General features: G+C 62.8%; 14 protein-coding genes and 1 pseudogene. 5 read left to right on the forward strand and 10 right to left on the reverse strand.

From position 1 onward, the window contains the following. Positions 1 to 497: hypothetical protein (locus X744_RS01000000169245; RefSeq protein ID WP_032906985.1), on the forward strand; the 497-nt coding region annotated here is incomplete at its 5' end. Between the two features lie 153 nt (positions 498 to 650). Here the strand turns inward: X744_RS01000000169245 and X744_RS165135 are convergent. The 4 genes from X744_RS165135 to X744_RS165120 form a co-directional block, all read right to left on the reverse strand. Then, complete coding sequence (locus tag X744_RS165135; RefSeq protein WP_050589476.1) at positions 651 to 1,259, reverse strand: ABC-type transport auxiliary lipoprotein family protein; 609 nt, start codon at positions 1,257 to 1,259, stop codon at positions 651 to 653. A gap of 79 nt (positions 1,260 to 1,338) precedes the next feature. Next, on the reverse strand, positions 1,339 to 2,712 hold the full coding sequence (locus tag X744_RS165130) for an MlaD family protein (RefSeq protein ID WP_023757471.1): 1,374 nt from the start codon (positions 2,710 to 2,712) through the stop codon (positions 1,339 to 1,341). A gap of 14 nt (positions 2,713 to 2,726) precedes the next feature. Next, a complete protein-coding gene (locus X744_RS165125) occupies positions 2,727 to 3,548 on the reverse strand; it encodes an ABC transporter ATP-binding protein (RefSeq protein WP_023757472.1) in 822 nt (273 codons plus the stop codon). A gap of 1 nt (position 3,549) precedes the next feature. Beyond that, the gene (locus X744_RS165120; protein ID WP_023757473.1) at positions 3,550 to 4,737 is read right to left on the reverse strand and encodes an ABC transporter permease; all 1,188 of its coding nucleotides are present in this window, start codon (positions 4,735 to 4,737) and stop codon (positions 3,550 to 3,552) included. A 76-nt stretch (positions 4,738 to 4,813) separates the two neighbouring features. Between X744_RS165120 and dgcA the strand changes: the two genes are divergently transcribed. Next, positions 4,814 to 5,797, forward strand: coding sequence for an N-acetyl-D-Glu racemase DgcA (gene dgcA / locus X744_RS165115; protein ID WP_023757474.1), 984 nt, complete (start codon positions 4,814 to 4,816; stop codon positions 5,795 to 5,797). On the opposite strand, the gene X744_RS165110 is transcribed toward dgcA, so the two are convergent. Together X744_RS165110 and X744_RS165105 are read right to left on the reverse strand one after the other, a co-directional pair. Next, positions 5,768 to 6,982, reverse strand: coding sequence for an MFS transporter (locus tag X744_RS165110; RefSeq protein ID WP_023757475.1), 1,215 nt, complete (start codon positions 6,980 to 6,982; stop codon positions 5,768 to 5,770). The two genes, dgcA and X744_RS165110, sit on opposite strands and share 30 nt — an antisense overlap. A gap of 125 nt (positions 6,983 to 7,107) precedes the next feature. Beyond that, a complete protein-coding gene (locus X744_RS165105) occupies positions 7,108 to 7,923 on the reverse strand; it encodes a UDP-2,3-diacylglucosamine diphosphatase (protein ID WP_023757476.1) in 816 nt (271 codons plus the stop codon). Positions 7,924 to 8,043: 120 nt separating this feature from the next. On the opposite strand from X744_RS165105, the gene X744_RS165100 reads away from it, so the two are divergent. The 3 genes and pseudogenes from X744_RS165100 to X744_RS25895 all read left to right on the forward strand — a co-directional run bounded on the left by X744_RS165100 (position 8,044) and on the right by X744_RS25895 (position 12,625). After that, the gene (locus X744_RS165100; protein WP_023757477.1) at positions 8,044 to 8,823 is read left to right on the forward strand and encodes an SDR family oxidoreductase; all 780 of its coding nucleotides are present in this window, start codon (positions 8,044 to 8,046) and stop codon (positions 8,821 to 8,823) included. A 176-nt stretch (positions 8,824 to 8,999) separates the two neighbouring features. Next, positions 9,000 to 11,324, forward strand: coding sequence for an NADP-dependent malic enzyme (locus X744_RS165095; RefSeq protein ID WP_023757478.1), 2,325 nt, complete (start codon positions 9,000 to 9,002; stop codon positions 11,322 to 11,324). A gap of 90 nt (positions 11,325 to 11,414) precedes the next feature. Beyond that, positions 11,415 to 12,625: pseudogene (locus X744_RS25895) on the forward strand (DUF2865 domain-containing protein). On the opposite strand, the gene gltX reads toward X744_RS25895, so the two are convergent. The 4 genes from gltX to X744_RS165075 all read right to left on the reverse strand — a co-directional run bounded on the left by gltX (position 12,543) and on the right by X744_RS165075 (position 19,410). Beyond that, on the reverse strand, positions 12,543 to 13,916 hold the full coding sequence (gltX, locus tag X744_RS165090; RefSeq protein WP_023757480.1) for a glutamate--tRNA ligase: 1,374 nt from the start codon (positions 13,914 to 13,916) through the stop codon (positions 12,543 to 12,545). The pseudogene X744_RS25895 and the gene gltX sit on opposite strands and share 83 nt — an antisense overlap. Positions 13,917 to 14,114: 198 nt before the next feature. Next, entirely contained in the window at positions 14,115 to 15,296 is a 1,182-nt protein-coding gene (locus tag X744_RS165085; protein WP_023757482.1) for a hypothetical protein, read from the reverse strand. Between the two features lie 233 nt (positions 15,297 to 15,529). Beyond that, a complete protein-coding gene (locus X744_RS165080) occupies positions 15,530 to 17,335 on the reverse strand; it encodes an ABC transporter ATP-binding protein (RefSeq protein ID WP_023757483.1) in 1,806 nt (601 codons plus the stop codon). A 398-nt stretch (positions 17,336 to 17,733) separates the two neighbouring features. Continuing rightward, positions 17,734 to 19,410 carry an NAD+ synthase gene (locus tag X744_RS165075; RefSeq protein ID WP_023757484.1) on the reverse strand — a complete coding sequence of 559 codons (1,677 nt, stop codon included), beginning with the start codon at positions 19,408 to 19,410 and terminating at the stop codon, positions 17,734 to 17,736. Positions 19,411 to 19,451: the final 41 nt, after the last annotated feature.

A 19,451-nucleotide genomic window follows, 5' to 3' on the forward strand; every position in this document is an offset into this window, starting at 1 on the left:
GTCCGCGGCCCGACGCCAATGCCCGCACGCCTCAGGGCGGCTGGGTGCGCGATCTGCTGACCGCGGCGTCGAATGACGAGGATCTGAGGCCTGCGGCACCCTCGGGGCCGGCGGAAGCGCCGCGCGCGGCGCCTGCCCAGCGCTCGCCCCTGCATGTCGTGGAATCGCTGAACTCGCTGTCCGTCGATATCGCGCGGGCCATCGACCACGACGCATCGATCGAGTTGTGGAACCGCTACCGGCGCGGCGAGCGTGACGTGTTCACGCGGCGGCTCTACACGCTGAAGGGTCAGCAGACGTTCGACGAGATCCGTCGCAAGTACCAGGCGGAGGCCGAGTTCCGCGCCGCCGTCGACCGTTACTGCGACGATTTCGAGAAGCTGCTCAAGGATGTCTCGCGCAACGACCGCGACAACATCATGGCGCAGACCTACCTGACGTCGGACACCGGCAAGGTCTACACCATGCTGGCCCACGCCAGCGGCCGCCTGCAGTAGGGACGGTTGCTTCAACAAACAAAGGCGGGAAATTTCCCGCCTTTTTCATGTCGACCGATTTGTATTATTGGCGCATTTACGGCTCCGCGGCCGTTGCAGCGCCTCTGACTACAGCGTTGGCAGAAGTGTTATGCGATCAAGCCTTTTACGGAATCAGATCACCGAATCCGTCCAGTGCACGATTTGCCTGGCCGCATCGCCGAACGCGTTGTCGAGTGCGCTGACATAGGCTGGATTGCCGCTGCCTGAAACAGGCGCTGAGGCGGTGAAGCTCTTGGAGGCACGCACCTCGCCATTGCGGTCGTTGAGGATGCGCACGAACAGGTCGACCTCGGCATGCTCGCCGCCGTCGACGCTCACCTCGAACGAACGGATCTCGACGATCACCTGATAATCGATGGCCAGGCCTTCGCCCGGCTTGCCGACGCCGGCAAAACTGCCCGAACGCTGGAACGTCTCGGCCAGCCGCGCCTGCACGATCAGCGGCAGCCGGTCGGCCCACTGCGCTCCCTTGAGATACTGGAGCGAGCGATCCGATGGCTTGATGACGATGTTCTGGCTGTCCAGTGCCTTGAGCGCCGACGGCTGCGCGATCAGGATCTGGCGACGGCTGTGGCCGCGCGCAGCAACCGAAGGCGCCGACAGCTCAAAGGTGTCGAGTGGCGCAGGCTTGCCTCCAAACACCGCGCAGCCGGCCAGCGTCAGGGCAAGCAGTGCCGCAGCCGATGTCAACCCGCCCGTTCTCAACCACACAGACTTCACGCGCGATCCCCGTTGTCCCCGGATCGTAAGATCAACCCGCTTTTGCGGCTCATGTTATTGGGGCGCACCAACTCCGAAGTCAACGCCGCGCCCTGCCATCGAACTGCCTTACCTCGCCTTCGCCACCCGAAAGGATGCGCTGCGGATTGCGGCTGAGATCGGTCACCGCCTCCTCAATGCGGCTGATCGAGCGGCGGCTGTCCTGCACCAGTGCCTCGACATTCGACAGCCCCTGGCCCGAGAAACGCGCCAGATTGTCGGTTATGACGCCAAGGCGGGCATTCAGCGTGTCGGCAACCTGCTTGAACGATTTCAGGGTGGCCCTGGCGTCGGCCATCACGCCATCGGCCTGCCCGGAACCGAGCAAGTGGTCGACCCTGGCGAGGATGCCATCGACACGCACCGAGGCATCGTTGAGCCGCTGCGCCAGTTGCTTGGCATCCTTGATCGTCTGGTTGATGTCGTCGGCCCGGTTGGCGAACTTGTCAGTCACCTCTGCGATGTCGGCGGCGGCCTTGTTGGCGCTTTCGCTGGCCTTCTGGATGTTGGCAAGCGCTGTGCGCACCTGCGCCGGATCGATGCCGTCGAGCACGCCGTCGACCTTTGCCAGCGTGCCTTGCGTCTGCTTGGCGAAATCGTTGACCGACCCGACCGCCGTGTCGACGTTCTTGATCACGCCGTCGAGCTGCCGCGACGTTTCCTTGAGGTTGCCTGTCACCGTGTCGACGTTGGCGACAATGCTCTTGATCTTGTCCTTGTCGACAGCATTGAGCAGGCCTTCGGCTGCCTTCAGCGTGCCGTCGAGCTTGCCGGAAACGCCTTTCAGCTCATCGGCCAGCGCACTGGTGGCGGATAGGAACTTGTCGATGCCGTCCGAATTCTTGGCCAGCGCGTCGGAGAAGGTCTGCACGTTGTGCACGGTCTGGGTCAGCGGTCCGCGAACGTCCTTGGTGAAGCCTTCCAGCTCCGTGAGCACCTTGTCGGCTCGGGTGAAGATGTTCTGCGCTGTCTGCAAAAGGTTGGTCACGGCGGAGGGATTGGCGATGATCTCGGCGACCTTGCCTTCCTTTTCCGCCTGGTCGAGGAGTTTTACTTCCTTGGGGTCGGCGCCCTTGAGCTCGATATTGGCCTGTCCGGTGAGGCCAGCAAGACCGATATCGGCCTGCGTCGACTTGGTGATCGGCGTCAGGCGATCGATCTCGGTGTCGGCGATGGCGACTGTCGGATTGTCGACGTCGATATAGACGCGCCTGACATCGCCGACCTTGACGCCGTTGAACAGCACGAAACTGCCGCGGCCAAGCCCGGACGCCGAACCCGGGATGCGCACGCGCAGCACCGTCGTCTCGCCCTTTTCGCCGATCGCCGCCGTCCAGTAGACGAAGGCGAACGCCGCCAGGATCGCGGCCAGCGTGAAAATGCCGACGATGACGTAGTTGGCTCTGGTTTCCATTGTCCCACTTATGGCTATGCGCGCGCCGCAAGATCAAGTTGCCGGGCGCGTTTTCCGCGGAAATAGGACTTTACCCACGGCTCCTCGCTCTTCAGCATGTCGTCGATGGTTCCTTCGACCAGTACTTTCTTGTTGCCGAGCACGGCCACGCGGTCGCAGGCGGTAAAAAGCGTGTCGAGATCATGCGTCACCATATAGACGGTCAGGTCCATCGTATCGCGCAGCTTGACGACCAGTTCGTCGAATTCCGCCGCACTGATAGGATCGAGGCCGGATGTCGGCTCGTCGAGGAAGACGATATCGGGGTCGAGCGCCAATGCCCGCGCCAGCGCCGCTCGCTTGATCATGCCTCCGGAAAGTTCCGACGGAAACTTATGCGCCGCGTCCGGCGGCAATCCGACCAGCTCGACCTTGAGCATCGCCAGTTCGTCCATCAGCTTTTTCGGCAGGTCGAGATATTCGCGCATCGGCACCTGGACGTTCTCCAGCACCGTCAGCGCTGAAAACAGCGCACCGTGCTGGAACAGCACGCCAAGCCGCATATCGACGCGCAGGCGCTCCACCTCGCTCGCCTTCTCGATGTCGAGGCCGAACAGCTTGATCGTGCCCGACTGTTTGCGCGTCAGGCCGAGAATGGTGCGCAACAGAACGGATTTGCCGGCACCCGAGGCACCGACAAAGCCGAGAATCTCGCCGCGCCTGATGTCGAGCGACAGCTTGTCGAGGATGACCTTGTCGGCGAAGGACACGGTGATGTCATGCGCGGAAAGCACGATGTCGCCCTCGCCCGTGTGGTCCGCCACCGCACCTGCCTTTTTCCGGTTTCGCAGCTTCATCTCAGAACTCGATCGCTGCGTAGAAGATGGCGAAAAGTCCATCGAGGATGATGACGACGAAGATCGACTTCACCACCGAAGCGGTCACGTGCTGGCCAAGTGATTCCGCGCTGCCGCCGACTTTCATGCCCTCGACCGAGGCAATGGTGCCGATGATCATCGCCATGAACGGCGCCTTGATCAGGCCGGCAAAGATGGTGCTCAGATCGATAGCGACGCGCAACCGGTCGAGGAAGGCGGCGGGCGGGATGTCGGAATAGAGCCAAGCGGCGACGATGCCGCCACCAAGTGCCGCGAAATTGGCGATGATGGTCAGGCACGGCAAGGCGATCACCAGCGCCACCAGCCGTGGAAACACCAGCACGCCGATCGGGTTGAGCCCGATGACCTTCAGCGCATCCACCTCTTCGCGCATCTTCATCGAGCCGATCTCGGCGGTGATCGCGCTGCCCGAGCGGCCGGCGATCATGATCGCCGTCATCAGCACGCCGAGCTCGCGCAGGATCAGCACGCCGACGAGATCGACGACGAAAATATCGGCGCCGAAATAGCTGAGCTGATAGGCGCCTTGCTGGGCAACGATGGCGCCGACGATCGCCGACATCAGCACCACAACAGGAATGGCGCCGACACCCATGCGGTCGATCTGGTTGAAGATCGCCGCCGGGTTGACGGCATGACCACGGCCGAGCTTCATCTGCGCGCCGCGGATGGTGGCGCCGAGGATGTTCATCGAGGAAAGGAAGTCGTCGCGCATCTCGTAGACGCGCCGGCCGACCGCCTCCAGCGCGCGAATGACGATGTTGGGCGGTCGCGCCGGGCCGGATTCACGGTCGCGCCGTACAGCTTCGCCCACCGCGTCGAGCAGGATCGACGCGATCTCGCTCTGGCCTTGCAACTGTATCTTGACGCCCTTCTTCTCGAAGGCGCTGACCAGCCGGTCGATCAGCCAGGCGCCGGCGGTATCCATCTTCTCGATCTTGGAAAGATCGAGTGCCAAAGTCTTGAAACCGCTGCGTTTCTCTATTCTGCGCAGGTCGGCGTCGATCAACGCCACGGTCCGTGTGGTCCAGGTTCCGGAGAAGGCGCAGCCGAGAACGCCGTCCTCCTCGCCGATCGCCACGCGCGGTTCGTGGTCAATCTTCCCTGCGGTCGTGCCGCTTGCGTCGCGCTTGCCGATGTTGAACATGGCATCCTGTTTAGCTTGACGGGTCTGACCTGTCGATTTGCCGACAACCCTTGTCGCATAGCAGGAGCAGAAAAATATGGCGCGTGTCATTTCGGTCGAGGCCGAGCGTTTTCCAATCGCAGGAACCTTTACGATTTCGCGCGGTTCCAAGACCGAAGCCGAAGTGATCTCCTGCACGATCAGCGAGGGCAGCCACGCCGGCCGCGGCGAATGCGTTCCCTACAAGCGCTATGGCGAGACCATGGACGGCGTGCGCGAGGCGATCGAGGCCATGCGCGACCGGATCGCCGGCGGCATCAGCCGAACCGCCTTGCTCACGGCCATGCCGGCCGGAGCTGCCCGCAACGCCATCGACTGCGCCCTGTGGGATCTGGAGGCAAAGGTCAGCGGAACATCCGTAGCCGATGCCATAGGTGCTGCTCCCTTACGGACGCTCGAAACCGCCTACACGCTGTCGCTCGGCGAACCGGAGGCGATGGCGGCACAGGCCCGCGCCAATGCGGCGCGGCCCCTGCTCAAGGTCAAGATCGGTGGCGACAACGATGTCGCGCGCATCCGTGCCGTGAGGCAAGCAGCGCCCGACAGCCGCATCATCCTCGACGCCAACGAGGGCTGGACAGACGACAATATCGTTGCCAACCTCGCTTTTGCCGCCGAGCAAGGCATTGCGCTGATCGAACAGCCGCTGCCGGCCGGCCATGACGAGATTCTGCGCCATATTGCGCATCCGGTGCCGGTCTGCGCCGATGAAAGCGTGCACGAGGTGAAGAACCTCGGAGCTCTTATCGGCCTCTACGACGCCGTCAACATCAAGCTCGACAAGTCGGGCGGCCTGACAGCCGCCCTTGTGTTGCGCGATCGCGCCCGCGAACTCGGTTTCAGCGTGATGGTCGGCTGCATGGTCGGTACGTCGCTGGCGATGGCGCCGGCGGTGCTGCTCGCTCAGGATGCCGATTTCGTCGACCTCGACGGTCCGCTGCTGCTCGCTCGCGACCGTGTGCCCGGCCTTGTCTATCAGGGATCGCTGGTGTCACCGCCTGAGAAGGCGCTGTGGGGCTGAGCGCGCCGCAAGCCCGATCAGCACCAGGCCGATCAAGGCGATCGGGACCATGGCAAAAAAGCCGTCGACGCCGAACCGCTCGTAAAGCGGGCCGGATGCCAGCGTCATTACCGCCATGAAGAAGCCATTGGAGAAATAGGCGATGCCTTGCGCGGCACCGGTTCGTTCCTCGGAGACCGTTTCGCCGATCATCTTCTGCAGGCCGATCAGCACCAGCGCCACCGAGACCGAGTGCAGCGTCTGGACGCCGAAAAATCCGGCAATGCCGAGGCCGAGCGGCCAGACCAGCGGAAAGGCGATCCAGCGCACGATCGCGCCGATCCCCGCCATCGCCATGATCGACACGACGGAGAAGCGGTCGAAAAAGCGGGTGAACATCATGAACATGCAGACTTCCGAAACCACGCCCCACGCCCACAAAAGGCCAACAACCGAATCGCTGATACCGATCGATTTCCAGTAGATCGAGACGAAGCCATAGAGGAATGCGTGGCTGGCGGTGATGACGCCGACACCGATCGAAAAATACAGGAAATATGGGTTGAGAAGCTTCGGCGCGGCGTGCTGGATATCGGTGGCCGACAGCGGCGAGGCGCGCCGCGGACGGCCAAGACGCGGCGCCAGCAGGCCGGCGGCAAGAGCGGCGACAAACGCCACGAGAATGATCACCGGAACGGCCCGAGAGCCTGTCGCCGACAGAATGAAGCCCCCCGCGACATTGGCGAACAGATAGGAGATCGAGCCCCATTTGCGCATGCTCGTATAGTTCGAGGCGAAGCGGCGCACGCCTGAAAGCGCCAGCGAATCGGCGATCGGCGAATGCGGCGTCCACACGATTGTCAGCGCCAACGACACCGCCAGCACCGTGGCATAGGTCGGCACCAGGAAATAACCGGCCGACAAGAGCAGCGACGCAGCCACCAGCGCGACATAGACATCGGCGCGGTCCTTGGCACGGTCGGCGAGCGCGGTCAGCAATGGCGTCGTCACCACGCGCAGGAACATGGGCGCCGCCAGAATGACGGCGATCTGCTCGGCATGAAAACCCTTGGCCTGCAGCCACAGCGGAAAATATGGCAGATGTGTTCCGAGCGGCACGAACAGCGTCGCGAAGATCATGCTCATGCGCAGTTCGAAATGGCGCGGCTTGACGAGTTGTTCGGGCGAAAGCGGCGGCAGGGACATGAATCGATCCAATCACGCTGCACTCGACCTGACGGCAACGTGTATCGATCCCTTAACATGGGCAAAAACCCGGCGGAACCGGTTGGACCAATCGATTGATCCCGGACCCGGGACGACCGCCGGCGCTATGCCGCCTGCCCTACCCGTTCTTCGATGAGCAGCGGGATAAAGGGCTCGTCCGGCGCCTCGGGCAGCACCTGTGCCCAGGTCAGGATTTGCATCCGGCCGTCAAAATGTTCGACCACTGCCGTGCAGCTTTCCACCCAGTCGCCGGTGTTGATGTACTGGACATCGCCGAAATTCTCGATGACGGCATGATGGATGTGGCCGCAAATCACGCCGTCGACATGCGAGCGGCGCGCCTCGTCCGCAAGCATCGTCTGGAACGAGCCGATGAAGTTGACCGCCTTCTTGACGTTGACCTTGGCCCAGGAGGAGAACGACCAGTATGGCAGTCCGAGCAGCTGGCGCAGCCGCGTCACCACGCGGTTGACCAGCATGGCCGCGTCATAGGCGTGGTCGCCGAGATAGGCCAGCCAGCGCGCATTGTGGACGACGGTGTCGAACTGGTCGCCGTGGATGACAAGCAGGCGCTTGCCGTCGGCGGTCTCGTGGATGGCGCGGTCGGCGACGACGATGCCGCCGAAATGCACACCCTGGAACTGGCGGGCGAATTCGTCATGGTTGCCAGCGATGTAGGTGATGTTGGCGCCCTTGCGCGCCTTGCGCAGCAATTTCTGCACGACATCATTGTGGCTTTGCGGCCAGTGCCAGTTCCGCCGCAGCCGCCAGCCGTCGACGATGTCCCCGACCAGATAGATGATATCGGCATCGTGATGGCGCAGGAAGTCGATCAGGAATTCGGCCTTCGCCGCCTTCGAGCCCAAATGGACATCGGAGATAAACATGCTGCGGAAAGTGCGGGGCTCTTGGCCGGACATCGCGATTTCACCGTTGCTTTCGCGAGAGCCTATGCCCCGATTCATGCAACAACCGTATGACGGTTGCGATTGGTCCAGCCGAAGGACTAGCTTGCCGCCGGCTCACAAGGAGAAATCATCATGGATCTCGGCATCAGCGGGAAAAAGGCTATCGTCTGCGCTTCGAGCAAGGGACTTGGACGCGGTTGCGCGATGGCGCTGGCGGAAGCCGGATGCAACATCGTCGTCAACGGGCGCAATGCAGATCTGGTGGCGAAAACCGCCGCGGAGTTGCGCCAGCGTTACGGCGTCACGGTGACGGAAGTCGTTGGCGACGTCTCCAAGCCCGAGGTGCAGAAGGCGCTGCTCGCGGCCTGTCCGGAACCGGATATCCTCGTCAACAACAATGGTGGACCGCCGCTTCGCGATTTTCGCACGCTCGACCGCGAAAAGATCCTTGAAGGCGTCACCCAGAACATGGTGACGCCGATCGAGCTGGTCCAGGCCGTCCTCGACGGCATGGCCGCGCGCGGCTTCGGCCGTATCGTCAACATCACTTCGCTATCGGTCTACGTGCCCATTCCCGGCCTCGACCTGTCGTCCGGCGCGCGCGCCGGCCTGACCTCGTTCCTGGCCGGCGTGGCGCGGACGGTGGTGGATCGCAACGTGACCATCAACAGTCTTTTGCCGGGCAAGCTCGACACCGACCGGCTGCGCGGACCGCACGAGGCCGGTACAGTTGAAGATCCCGCCGCCGCCGCTGCGCGCAAGACCCGCATCAGTGCCGATGTTCCGGCCAAGCGGCTCGGCACGCCGGAGGAATTCGGCCAGATCTGCGCCTTCCTGTGCTCGGTCCATGCCGGCTATCTGACGGGGCAGAACATACCGGTCGATGGCGGTCTCTACGTCAGCGCCTTCTGATCGAAGCGCCTGCCAACCAGCAGTACTCATTTGCTATCAAATCGGCATAAATCATTGATAGTTAACTGTTTTAGGCGCACCGTCGGGTAAAGCTGTCGGCGCGTCATTTAGCGTCGCGAAAAACCTCGGCTGCATGCTAAAAGGGGTCTTCACGCAGATTCCGAGGGAGCAGCCGTATGGAAGGCGAGAGCAAAAAGACGGCACGTTCGGACCTCGACGAAGCCGCCCTCTACTTCCACAAGCACCCAAGGCCGGGAAAGCTCGAGATCCAGGCGACCAAGCCGCTCGGTAACCAGCGTGACCTCGCGCTCGCCTATTCGCCAGGCGTCGCCGCCCCTTGCCTGGAAATCCGCGACGATCCGGCGAGCGCCGCCGACTACACCGCGCGTGCCAATCTGGTCGGCGTCGTCTCCAACGGGTCGGCCGTGCTCGGCCTCGGCAATATTGGCCCGCTGGCCTCCAAGCCGGTCATGGAAGGCAAGGCCGTCCTGTTCAAGAAGTTCGCCGGCATCGACGTCTTCGACATCGAGATCGACGCGCCGGGGATAGAGCGCATGGTCGAGACGATCTCGGCGCTGGAGCCGACCTTCGGCGGCATCAACCTCGAAGACATCAAGGCGCCGGAGTGCTTCGAGGTCGAGGAGCAGTTGAAGGCCCGCATGGGCATTCCGGTCTTCCACGACGACCAGCACGGCACCGCCATCATCGTCGCCGCCGCCGTGCTCAACGGACTGGAATTCGCCGGCAAGACCATAACGGACATCAAGATCGTCAGCTCTGGCGCCGGCGCTGCCGCCCTTGCCTGCCTCAACCTGTTGGTTTCGCTTGGTGCGCGGGTGGAAAACATCTGGGTCACCGACCGTTTCGGCGTCGCCTATAAGGGCCGCACCGACGAGATGGACCGCTGGAAAGATCCTTATGTGAAGGACACGGACGCACGCACGCTGGCCGATGTCATATCAGGCGCCGACGTCTTTCTCGGCCTGTCGGCGGCAGGCGTGCTGAAGCCGGAACTGCTCCAGCATATGGCGCCGAAGCCGCTGATCCTGGCGCTGGCCAACCCGAATCCCGAGATCATGCCGGAGGTGGCGCGCGCCGCGCGCCCCGATGCGATGATCTGCACCGGCCGTTCCGATTTTCCCAATCAAGTCAACAATGTACTGTGCTTTCCTTACATCTTTCGCGGCGCACTCGACTGCGGCGCCAGCGCCATCAACGAGGAGATGAAGATGGCAGCGGTGCGGGCGATCGCAGCACTCGCCCGTGAAGAACCTTCCGATGTCGCCGCCCGTGCCTATTCCGGCGAGACGCCAATCTTCGGCCCCGAGTTCCTGATCCCCTCGCCCTTCGATCCGCGCCTGATCCTGCGCATCGCCCCGGCGGTCGCCAAGGCTGCCTGTGATACCGGTGTCGCGACCAGGCCGATCACCGACTTCGCCGCTTACATCGACAAGCTCAACCGCTTCGTCTTCCGCTCCGGCCTGGTGATGAAGCCGGTGTTCTCGTCGGCCAAGGCATCGACCGCCAAGCGCGTCATCTACGCCGACGGCGAGGACGAGCGCGTGCTGCGCGCTGCCCAAGTGGTGCTCGAGGAAGGTATCGCCGAACCGATTTTGATCGGCCGCCCGCATGTGATCGAGGTGCGCCTGAAGCGGTATGGGCTGCGCATCAAGCCCGGCGTCGATTTCGGTCTGATCAATCCAGAGGACGATCCGCGCTATCGCAACTATGTCGACCTGCTGATCGAACTCGCCGGCCGCCGCGGCGTGACGACGGAGGCCGCGCGCACCATGGTGCGCACCGACAACACGGTGATCGCAGCACTTGCGCTGAAGCGCGGCGATGCCGACGCCATGGTCTGCGGCCTCGAAGGACGCTTCGAGCGACATCTGCGCAACGTCACACTGATCATAGGCGCGCGCACCGGCGTCCGGGATCGCGACCTCTCCACGCTCTCGATGCTGATCTCGCAGCGCGGCATCATCTTTCTCACTGACACGCACGTCTCCGTCGACCCGACGGCGGAGGAGATCGCCGAGATGACGGTGCTGGCAGCAGAAGAAATCCAGCGTTTCGGCATCGAGCCGAAGGCAGCACTCCTGTCGCATTCCGATTTCGGCTCGCGCGATTCGCCGAGCGCGATCAAGATGCGGCAAGCGGCGGCGATCCTGGCGCGCATCGCGCCCGAGCTGGAGTGCGACGGCGAGATGCATGCCGATACTGCGTTGTCGGAGCATCTGCGCCAGCGCGTCTATCCCCACTCCAGGCTGAAGGGCGAAGCCAATCTGCTGGTGTTCCCCAACCTCGATTCGGCCAACATCACGCTGACCGCGCTCAGGACCATGATGGATGCACTGCATGTCGGGCCGATCTTGCTCGGCACCGACATGCCCGCGCACATATTGACGCCTTCGGTCACGTCACGCGGCGTGGTCAACATGACGGCACTGGCCGTGGTCGAAGCCGCCCACAAGGCGCAGGCAGTCGTCAACCTGGGCTGAACGCGGATTTCGCGGTAAACTGCAGTTAACCGCGAACACGGTAGCCTTGCGGGCCAGCGGGCGGGATTTGGGCAGGCGGAGTTTGGGTGGATGCCAAGCGGAGGGTGGAAGCAGGCGCATGCTGCCGTGCTGCTTGGCCTTCTATTGTCCGCAACATGGGAGGTAGCCGAGCCACAGGCCGCCTCGCGAATCTGCCGCCAGTTGGAAAACGACCTTGCCGCAGCCTCTCGCGGTGGCGGTGGCGGTCCGGCGCTGATCCGGAAATACGAGTCCGCAATTGCCCGGCAACGCGAGCAGATTTCGAAGGCTCGCAGCCAAGCGAGCCGGGCTGGGTGCGTCTTTTCGCTGTTTGGCCGCAACGTCGATCAATGTGCCGGGCTCAACGCCACCATCCACCGTATGAATGCCAATCTCGATGCGCTGCAGAGCAAGCGCGAGCGGCTGGCCGACGGCGGCTCGCGCCGTGACCGTGGACGCATCCTGGCATCGCTTGATGCCAATGGCTGCCGCGACGACACAGTTGCGCCAAGGCGCGCGCCGCTGCAGGAAGCCAACCGCGAAGGCGGCAGCACAAATCTGTTCGATCAGCTTTTCGGCGGCAACAGCCAGCAGCTCGATACATCGGATACTCTTGATCAGCTTGACGATCCCGGCGAGGAGCGCAGCGTCCGCCGGGTGCTCAACCGGCCCGGCATACCGGACTTTCCGAGCGTCGGCGGCGAATTCCACACCTCCTGCGTGCGCACCTGCGACGGCTACTTCTTCCCGATGTCGAACTCGGCCTCGGCAGGCGATTTCGAACGTGACCAGAAGAATTGCGAATCGAGCTGCCCCGGCACCGAGATGCAGGTTTTCTATTCGCGCGGCATGGACGACGATTCGGCCTCGATGACATCGTCAGTCACCGGCCGGCCCTACGCGAATTGCCGACCGCCTATCTCTACAAGCAGCCAGACATGTCGCGGCCGCCGGCTTGCGGCTGCAACGCGGCGCAGAATTTCCAGATCATCGCCGGCAACCCGCCAAATCCGGAACGATCCCAGCCCGAAACGGATGCTGCACCGATCATCCCAGTCCCGATTTCCAAGCCGGACCCCGGTTCCGATCCGGAAACCTTGGCCAATCTGCAAGGTGGGCTCGACCGCGAGGCGATCAAGAGGCTTTCCGCCAAACCAGTGACGTCGCCGGTATCAGCCTTGCCGCCGGACCAGCGCAAAATCAGGGTCGTCGGGCCAACGTTCCTTCCCGACCCATCAGCGGCAATAGATCTGCAAGCTCAGGCCCCGAAGGCAGCCCGGTAAGGGCAAGCCTGAGCGGCATGAACAAGGCCTTGCCCTTGCGCTCGGTCGCTTCCCTTATCTTGCCCGTCCAATCCTTCCAGATCGTCGCGGTCCAGGGTTCCTCCGGCAGCAGATCGAACGCCTGTTGAAGGAAATTGCGGTCGTCATCGGAAAATTCCGGCTTCTCCTGCGGTCCTTCGCGCAGGATACGCCACCAGTTGGCCGCATCGGCCAGCCTGTCGAGATTGCCACGCACTGCCAGCCAGAACGGTTCGGCCTCTTCGCCCGAGACGCCGAGCACGATCAGCCGGTCTTGCGCCTCGGCGAATGGCATGTGGTGCAGCAGCGTCCGGTTGAGCACGAACAGCTCGTCCGGATCGAATTTGGCCGCGGATTTCGATGTCGCCGAGGGATCGAAATGTTCGGCGAGTTCACTCATCGTCGGCATCGCCGCGACATTCTCCGAGGTGCCGACCAGCACGGCCAGCGAAGCGACCGCCATCGGCTCGATGCCGTCCTCGCGCAGGCTTTCGATGGAGAGCGCGCCGGTGCGCTTCGACAGCCCCTCGCCCGATGCGGTGGTCAGCAGATTGTGGTGGCCGAATACTGGCGGCTCGGCCGCCAGCGCCTTAAACAGCGCAATCTGCACGCCGGTGTTGGTGACGTGGTCGTCGCCACGGATGATATGACTGATGCCCATCTCGATGTCGTCGACCACGGAGGGAAGCGTATAGAGATAAGTACCGTCCTCGCGAACCAGCACTGGATCGGAAAGCGAGGCAAGGTCGACCGTTTCCTCGCCGCGCACCAGATCGTTCCACTGGATTTCGGTGCGTTCCGGCTGTTGCGGATCGACCGAGAAATTTGGGAGGAGAAAACGCCAGTGCGGCCGGCGGCCATCGGCCTGGTATTCGGCGATCTGCTCGTGCGTCAGGGCCAGCGCCTCGCGGCCATAGACCGGCGGCAGGCCGCGCGTTCGGCGCACCTTGCGGCGGAGATCGAGCTCCTCCGGCGTTTCGTAGCAAGCATAAAGAACACCTGATGCCTTCAGCCTCTCAACCGCCGCGTCATAGATTTCGAAACGCCGCGACTGGTACTCGGTGGCGTCCGGGAAAATGCCCAGCCAATGCAGATCATAGAGGATGGCGTCGGAAAATTCCTGCTTCGAGCGGGCCATGTCAGTGTCGTCGAAGCGCTGGATGAAGCGGCCCTTGTTGTTCATGGCAAACAGCCAGTTGAACAAGGCCGTGCGCGCATTGCCGATATGGATGCGGCCGGTTGGCGACGGGGCGAAACGAACGGTAACTGTCATAAACGGGGCGTACCGGATGCTTTTGCGATTGACAAGACGCGCCCCCACGCTGCCCGGCAGACATAGAACATGGCGGCTGGAATGAAAAGACCGGGCGGTGTGCGCCTGGTCGGCGCTTAGGCGGCGGCCAGTCCGGCGGCGCCCGCCACGTCCGAGCGCAGCCAGCCGGTGGCGCCGCCGAACGGTCGTTGAAGGCGATCAGCGGCCGAAGTCATCGGAACTGAGGCGGGTCCAGCGGTCGCCCATCACCCCACCGATAAAGACATCGCCGGAGCGGACCGCTTCCGTAACCTCGCCGATTCGCGAGCGGACCATCGTCCCCCCGGCATAGCGGAAGAAGAGATTCTTGTAGCCGAAGAGTTGAGGCATGAATCTGCTCTGAGTCTGCCCGGTGATGCCCACGCAGCCCATTTCCCACGCGGCCGCGATGAGACCATCCAGCGTCGCGCGCCAGTGCGATCCGGACGCCTGGATTTGCAACAGGCTCGCGATGTCCCCGGCTTGACCGTAGAAGGCATAACAACCGAGCATTTTGCCCGTTTCGTCGTAGCTTCCACCAAAATGAAGTGGGCCGTCGGCCCGCTTCTCGGCCGCCAGTGCGAGCAGCCGTGGCAACTCGCCATTCTTCCAACTCGGACGAAGGGAGTAATCGGACAGGAGGGTCGGCAGCCGCTCGGCAAATTGCGCGGCATCGATCGGCTCACAGTGGACGCGTTGCGACGGCGAAGCCTGGACGGGGGGCTCGAACCTTCTTTTCGCAAGACTATCCAATGCTCTTGCGCAGGGATCGAGCGCCAAGCGAGGCAGGCCGGGCCATTTACGGTGCAGCGTGGCGGCGGCCATCGCGGCCGGCCGGAAAACATAGGTCCATCCGAGACAATGCACCGGCAGAAGCTGATATTTCATCGGGCGCGCGAAGGCCAAAGATGTCCGGTTGGCCGAATCGGTCAGCTGCAGATCGAATTCGCCTTGGTGCAAGGCACGCAGCAATTGCGGTCCGGCCGTACCGTCATCGGTGCCGGGGTCGGCCATGAGTGGACCGATGATCGCCGCGTTCAATGCCGCTCCCTTGAGCTCGTAGCGGGCCTTCAGGACGCCGAGGAAACCACCCAGACGACCCTGCCGGTTGATCTGGACGAGAGCGCTGCTCACGCCGGTCTGGCTGGCAGGGTCAAGATAAATCTCTCTCATATAATCGGCCGTCTCCGCGATCGCGCGTTCGAGGAGACGACGGCGCCTCCGGCGAAACTTGGTCAGGAAGAGTGCGGCGACGCCCTCGATATCTGAGGCAGCGAGCGGCCGAACCGAGCCGTGCCGAGATTCCAGCACCGACGGCGCAGCAAGCTGTTCGGGACCGCCATTTGCGGAAACAAGATGCATCGTAAGGACTGCTCCGGTTGCTTGCGTATGCTTATATTAGGCAATGACGGACACAACGCATCTTCGATGGGTAACGTAAACAGACGTCTCAAACCCAGGAGCTGGAAAGGCACTCCACAGTCGGATTTGCTTGGCCAGTATACTCTGGGCGACAGATGTGCGCTGCCCGCTTCCGCGGGCTGATAGTGCCTAATCGAACTGGCCGTCGGCCGAAGCCGGCGGCCACCTCAGTGTCAGATCACCAGACCCTTGGTCAGTTCCAGGGCCTGGCGTTCGAACAGACGGCGATAGATGCCGCCTTTCAGCCGGATCAGCTCGTCATGCGAGCCTTCCTCGACGATCTTGCCGCGATCGAAGACCAGCAGCCTGTCAAGCGCCCGCACCGTCGAAAGCCGGTGCGCGATGACCAACGTGGTGCGACCGACCATCAGCCGCTCCATCGCCTGCTGGATCAGCACTTCCGATTCGGAATCGAGGCTCGATGTCGCCTCGTCCAGGATCAGGATGCGCGCATCGGCAAGAAAGGCTCGCGCGATCGCCACGCGCTGACGCTCGCCGCCCGACAGTTTCACACCGCGTTCGCCGACCAGAGTGCCGTAGCCCTTCGGCAGGTTGGTGATGAAGTCATGCGCGCTCGCCAGCTTTGCGGCATGTTCGATCTCATCCTGCGTCGCGGTCGGCCGGCTATAGGCGATGTTTTCGGCCAGCGACCGGTGAAACAGGATCGGCTCTTGCTGGACGATGGCGATCTGCCCGCGCAGCGACGCTTGCGCCACCTGCGAGATGTCCTTGCCGTCGACCAGGATTTTTCCCGCATTCACGTCATAGAGGCGCTGGATCAGCTTGACGAAAGTCGTCTTGCCCGAACCCGAATGGCCGACCAGGCCGACACGTTCACCCGGCGCGATGTCGACCGAAAAATCACGATAGAGCGCCGATCGGTGACTGCCGTAGTGAAAGGTGACGTTATCGAAGCCGATCCGTCCTTCAGTGATCCGGATCGGCTTAGCGCCGCGCCGGTCCTCGATACCGAGCGGTTCGGACTGGAAATCGACCAGCTCCTCCATATCGTTGATCGAGCGCTGCAGATTGCGGATATGCGTGCCGATATCCCTGAGATAGCCCTGCAGCACGAAGAACGAGGTCAGAACGAAGGCGACGTCACCGGCGCTCGCCTGACCCCACGACCACAGCATCAGCGCCAGGCCGATCACCGCGGCGCGCATGGCCACCAGAAGCGCCCCTTGTGTGGTGCCGTTGATGGTGCCGCGCACCCAGGTGCGCCGCGTGCGCGCACGCCATTTGGCGACGACCCTGGCGAGGCGTCGCTCCTCGCGCTCCTCGGCGCCAAAGCCCTTGACCACGGCGTTGCAACTCACCGCGTCGGCCAGCGAGCCGCCGAGGCGCGTGTCCCAGGTGTTGGCGAGCCTTGCCGCCGGGGCGACATAGCCAAGCGACAGCATCGTCGTGACCATGATGAACAGCACCGAACCGGCGGCAACGACCGCGCCCATCAGCGGCCAGAACCAGCCGAGCAGCAGCGTCGAGCCGACCAGCATGACGACGGACGGCAGCAGCGCGATGAGGATCGTGTCGTTGAGCAGGTCGAGCGCCCACATGCCGCGTGTCACCTTGCGCACGGTCGAGCCGGCAAAGCTGTTGGCATGCCAGTCGGTGGAAAAGCGCTGGACGCGATGGAAGGCGTCGGCAGCGATATCCGCCATCATTTTCAGCGTCAATTCGACGATGCCCATGAAGGCAAGGTTGCGCAAAACAACGCCGGTCAATGCAAGGGCCATCAGCATCGAAAACGCCGTCATCGCGGCATTCCAGGCAATCGCGTCGGCACCGGCGCTGCTGGCGACGGCGTCGACCAGCCGGCCGGAATAGAGCGGCGTCAGGACATCGGCCAGCGTCGACAGCAGGAAGCCGCCCATGATGAGCGAAAGCCGCCACGGCTGGCGCCGCCAATGGGTGAGCGTGAAGCCAAGAACGCTGCGAAACGCGCCCGCGCGCAAATCGATTCGAAAACGAGCCATGATGTCATTCGGGCGCAAACGAGCCCGATCCCAGTAAGGTCGAAAATTGAAGAAGCCGCGCAAGGGGCCAATGAGTGCCCGGAAAGCGGAGTGGCATATTTGGCGTCTCGCCCGTAATCGGGCGGCGACCGGCATCGGCATAAGCCTGTGCTCAATCCGGCATCGGCTCGAAGGGCAAACCTTCGCGGAGCGCCGGGTGAGACCTAAGCTTCGCGGCCTCGCATTACCATTTGAAATACTGCCATTCAGACCTCCCGCAAATGAATCGCGGAGAGGCCCCTTATAGAGACGCCCCGATGCATCGCCAAGATCAGCGCACGCCAAAAGTGTATCTGGCCCAACCACTGCGATTATTTTGCAACAATGGCTGATGTAAGCCAGCCGCGGGCTTTCAGCGTCTAGCCTCCATCCCTGAAACGATTGGTAATGGGGTAGCGGCGGTCGCGGCCGAAATTCTTCTTTGTGATCTTCACCCCCGGAGCCGCCTGCCGGCGCTTGTATTCGGCGATGTAGAGCAAATGCTCGATGCGCGTCACCGTCGCCCGGTCATGGCCGCGCGCAACGATGTCGTCGACGCCCATTTCGTTCTCGACCAAGCATTCGAGGATGTCGTCCAGCACCGGATAGGGCGGCAGCGAGTCCTGGTCGGTCTGGTTCTCGCGCAATTCCGCCGACGGCGCCTTGTCGATGATGTTCTTCGGGATCACCTCGCCAGAAGGCCCGAGCGCGCCCGGCGGCACATGGCTATTGCGCCAGCGCGACAGCGCATAGACCTGCATCTTGTAGAGGTCCTTGATCGGATTGAAGCCGCCATTCATGTCGCCATAGAGTGTGGCATAGCCGACCGACATCTCGCTTTTGTTGCCGGTGGTGACGACCATCGAGCCGAACTTGTTGGAGATCGCCATCAGGATGGTGCCGCGCGCGCGGCTCTGTAAATTCTCCTCGGTGATGCCTTCCTTGGTTCCTTCGAACATCTGCGTCAAAGCGTGCAGGAAGCCTTCGACCGGCTCGAAGATCGGCACGATGTCATAGCGGCAGCCGAGCGCACGGGCGCAGTCCTCGGCGTCCTTCAGCGAGTCCTTCGAGGTATAGCGGTAAGGCATCATCACCGCGCGAAGGCGCTCCTCGCCGAGTGCATCGACGGCAAGGGCCGCGCAGATCGCCGAATCGATGCCGCCCGAGAGACCAAGCACGACATTCTTGAAACCGTTCTTGTTGACGTAGTCGCGCAGGCCGAGCATGCAGGCGCGATAATCGGCCTCTTCCCTATCCGGGATTTTCGACATCGGCCCTTCCGAGCAGACCCATCCTTCGCCTTGCCGTTTCCAGGTGGTGACGTCGATTGCTTCCTCGAACTGGCTCATCTGGAAGGCCAGTGTCTTGTTAGAACCTATGGCAAACGAGGCGCCGTCAAAGATCAGCTCGTCCTGGCCGCCAAGCTGGTTGGCATAGATCATCGGCAGCCCGCATTCGATGACCTGGCGGATGACGACCTGGTGGCGAACATCGATCTTGGCGCGATAATAGGGCGAGCCGTTCGGCACCAGCAGGATTTCCGCCCCGCTTTCGGCCAGCGTCTCGCAAATGTCGACATCGCCCCAGATGTCCTCGCAGATCGGAATTCCGATCCGCACGCCGCGGAAATTGACCGGCCCCTGAATTTCGGGCCCGGCCTGGAAAACGCGCTTCTCGTCGAATTCGCCGTAATTCGGCAGATCGAGCTTGTAGCGCTCGGCGATGATCTTGCCGCCATCGGCGAAGACAATCGAATTGTGCGTGCCGCTCTTGCGCTTCAATGGCGTGCCGATGATGACGCCCGGACCGCCGTCGGCGGTATCGGCGGCAAAGTCCTGTGCCGCTTTTTCGCAGGCCTTCAGGAAAGCCGGCTTCAACACCAGATCTTCCGGCGGATAGCCGGCAAGGAAAAGCTCGGTATAGAGCACGAGATCGGCGCCTTGGCGGGCAGCATCGGCTCTCGCCGCGCGGGCCTTGGCGAGATTGCCGGCGACGTCACCGACGGTCGGGTTTAGCTGGGCGATTGCAATGCGCAGGATGTCGAGGATCTTGGTCATGCCTGCTGACTTAGCGCGGCAAATTTCGTCGGGCAATGGCG

It is taken from the genome of Mesorhizobium sp. LNHC252B00 (genome assembly GCF_000502955.1).
In the GTDB taxonomy this organism is placed as follows: domain Bacteria; phylum Pseudomonadota; class Alphaproteobacteria; order Rhizobiales; family Rhizobiaceae; genus Mesorhizobium.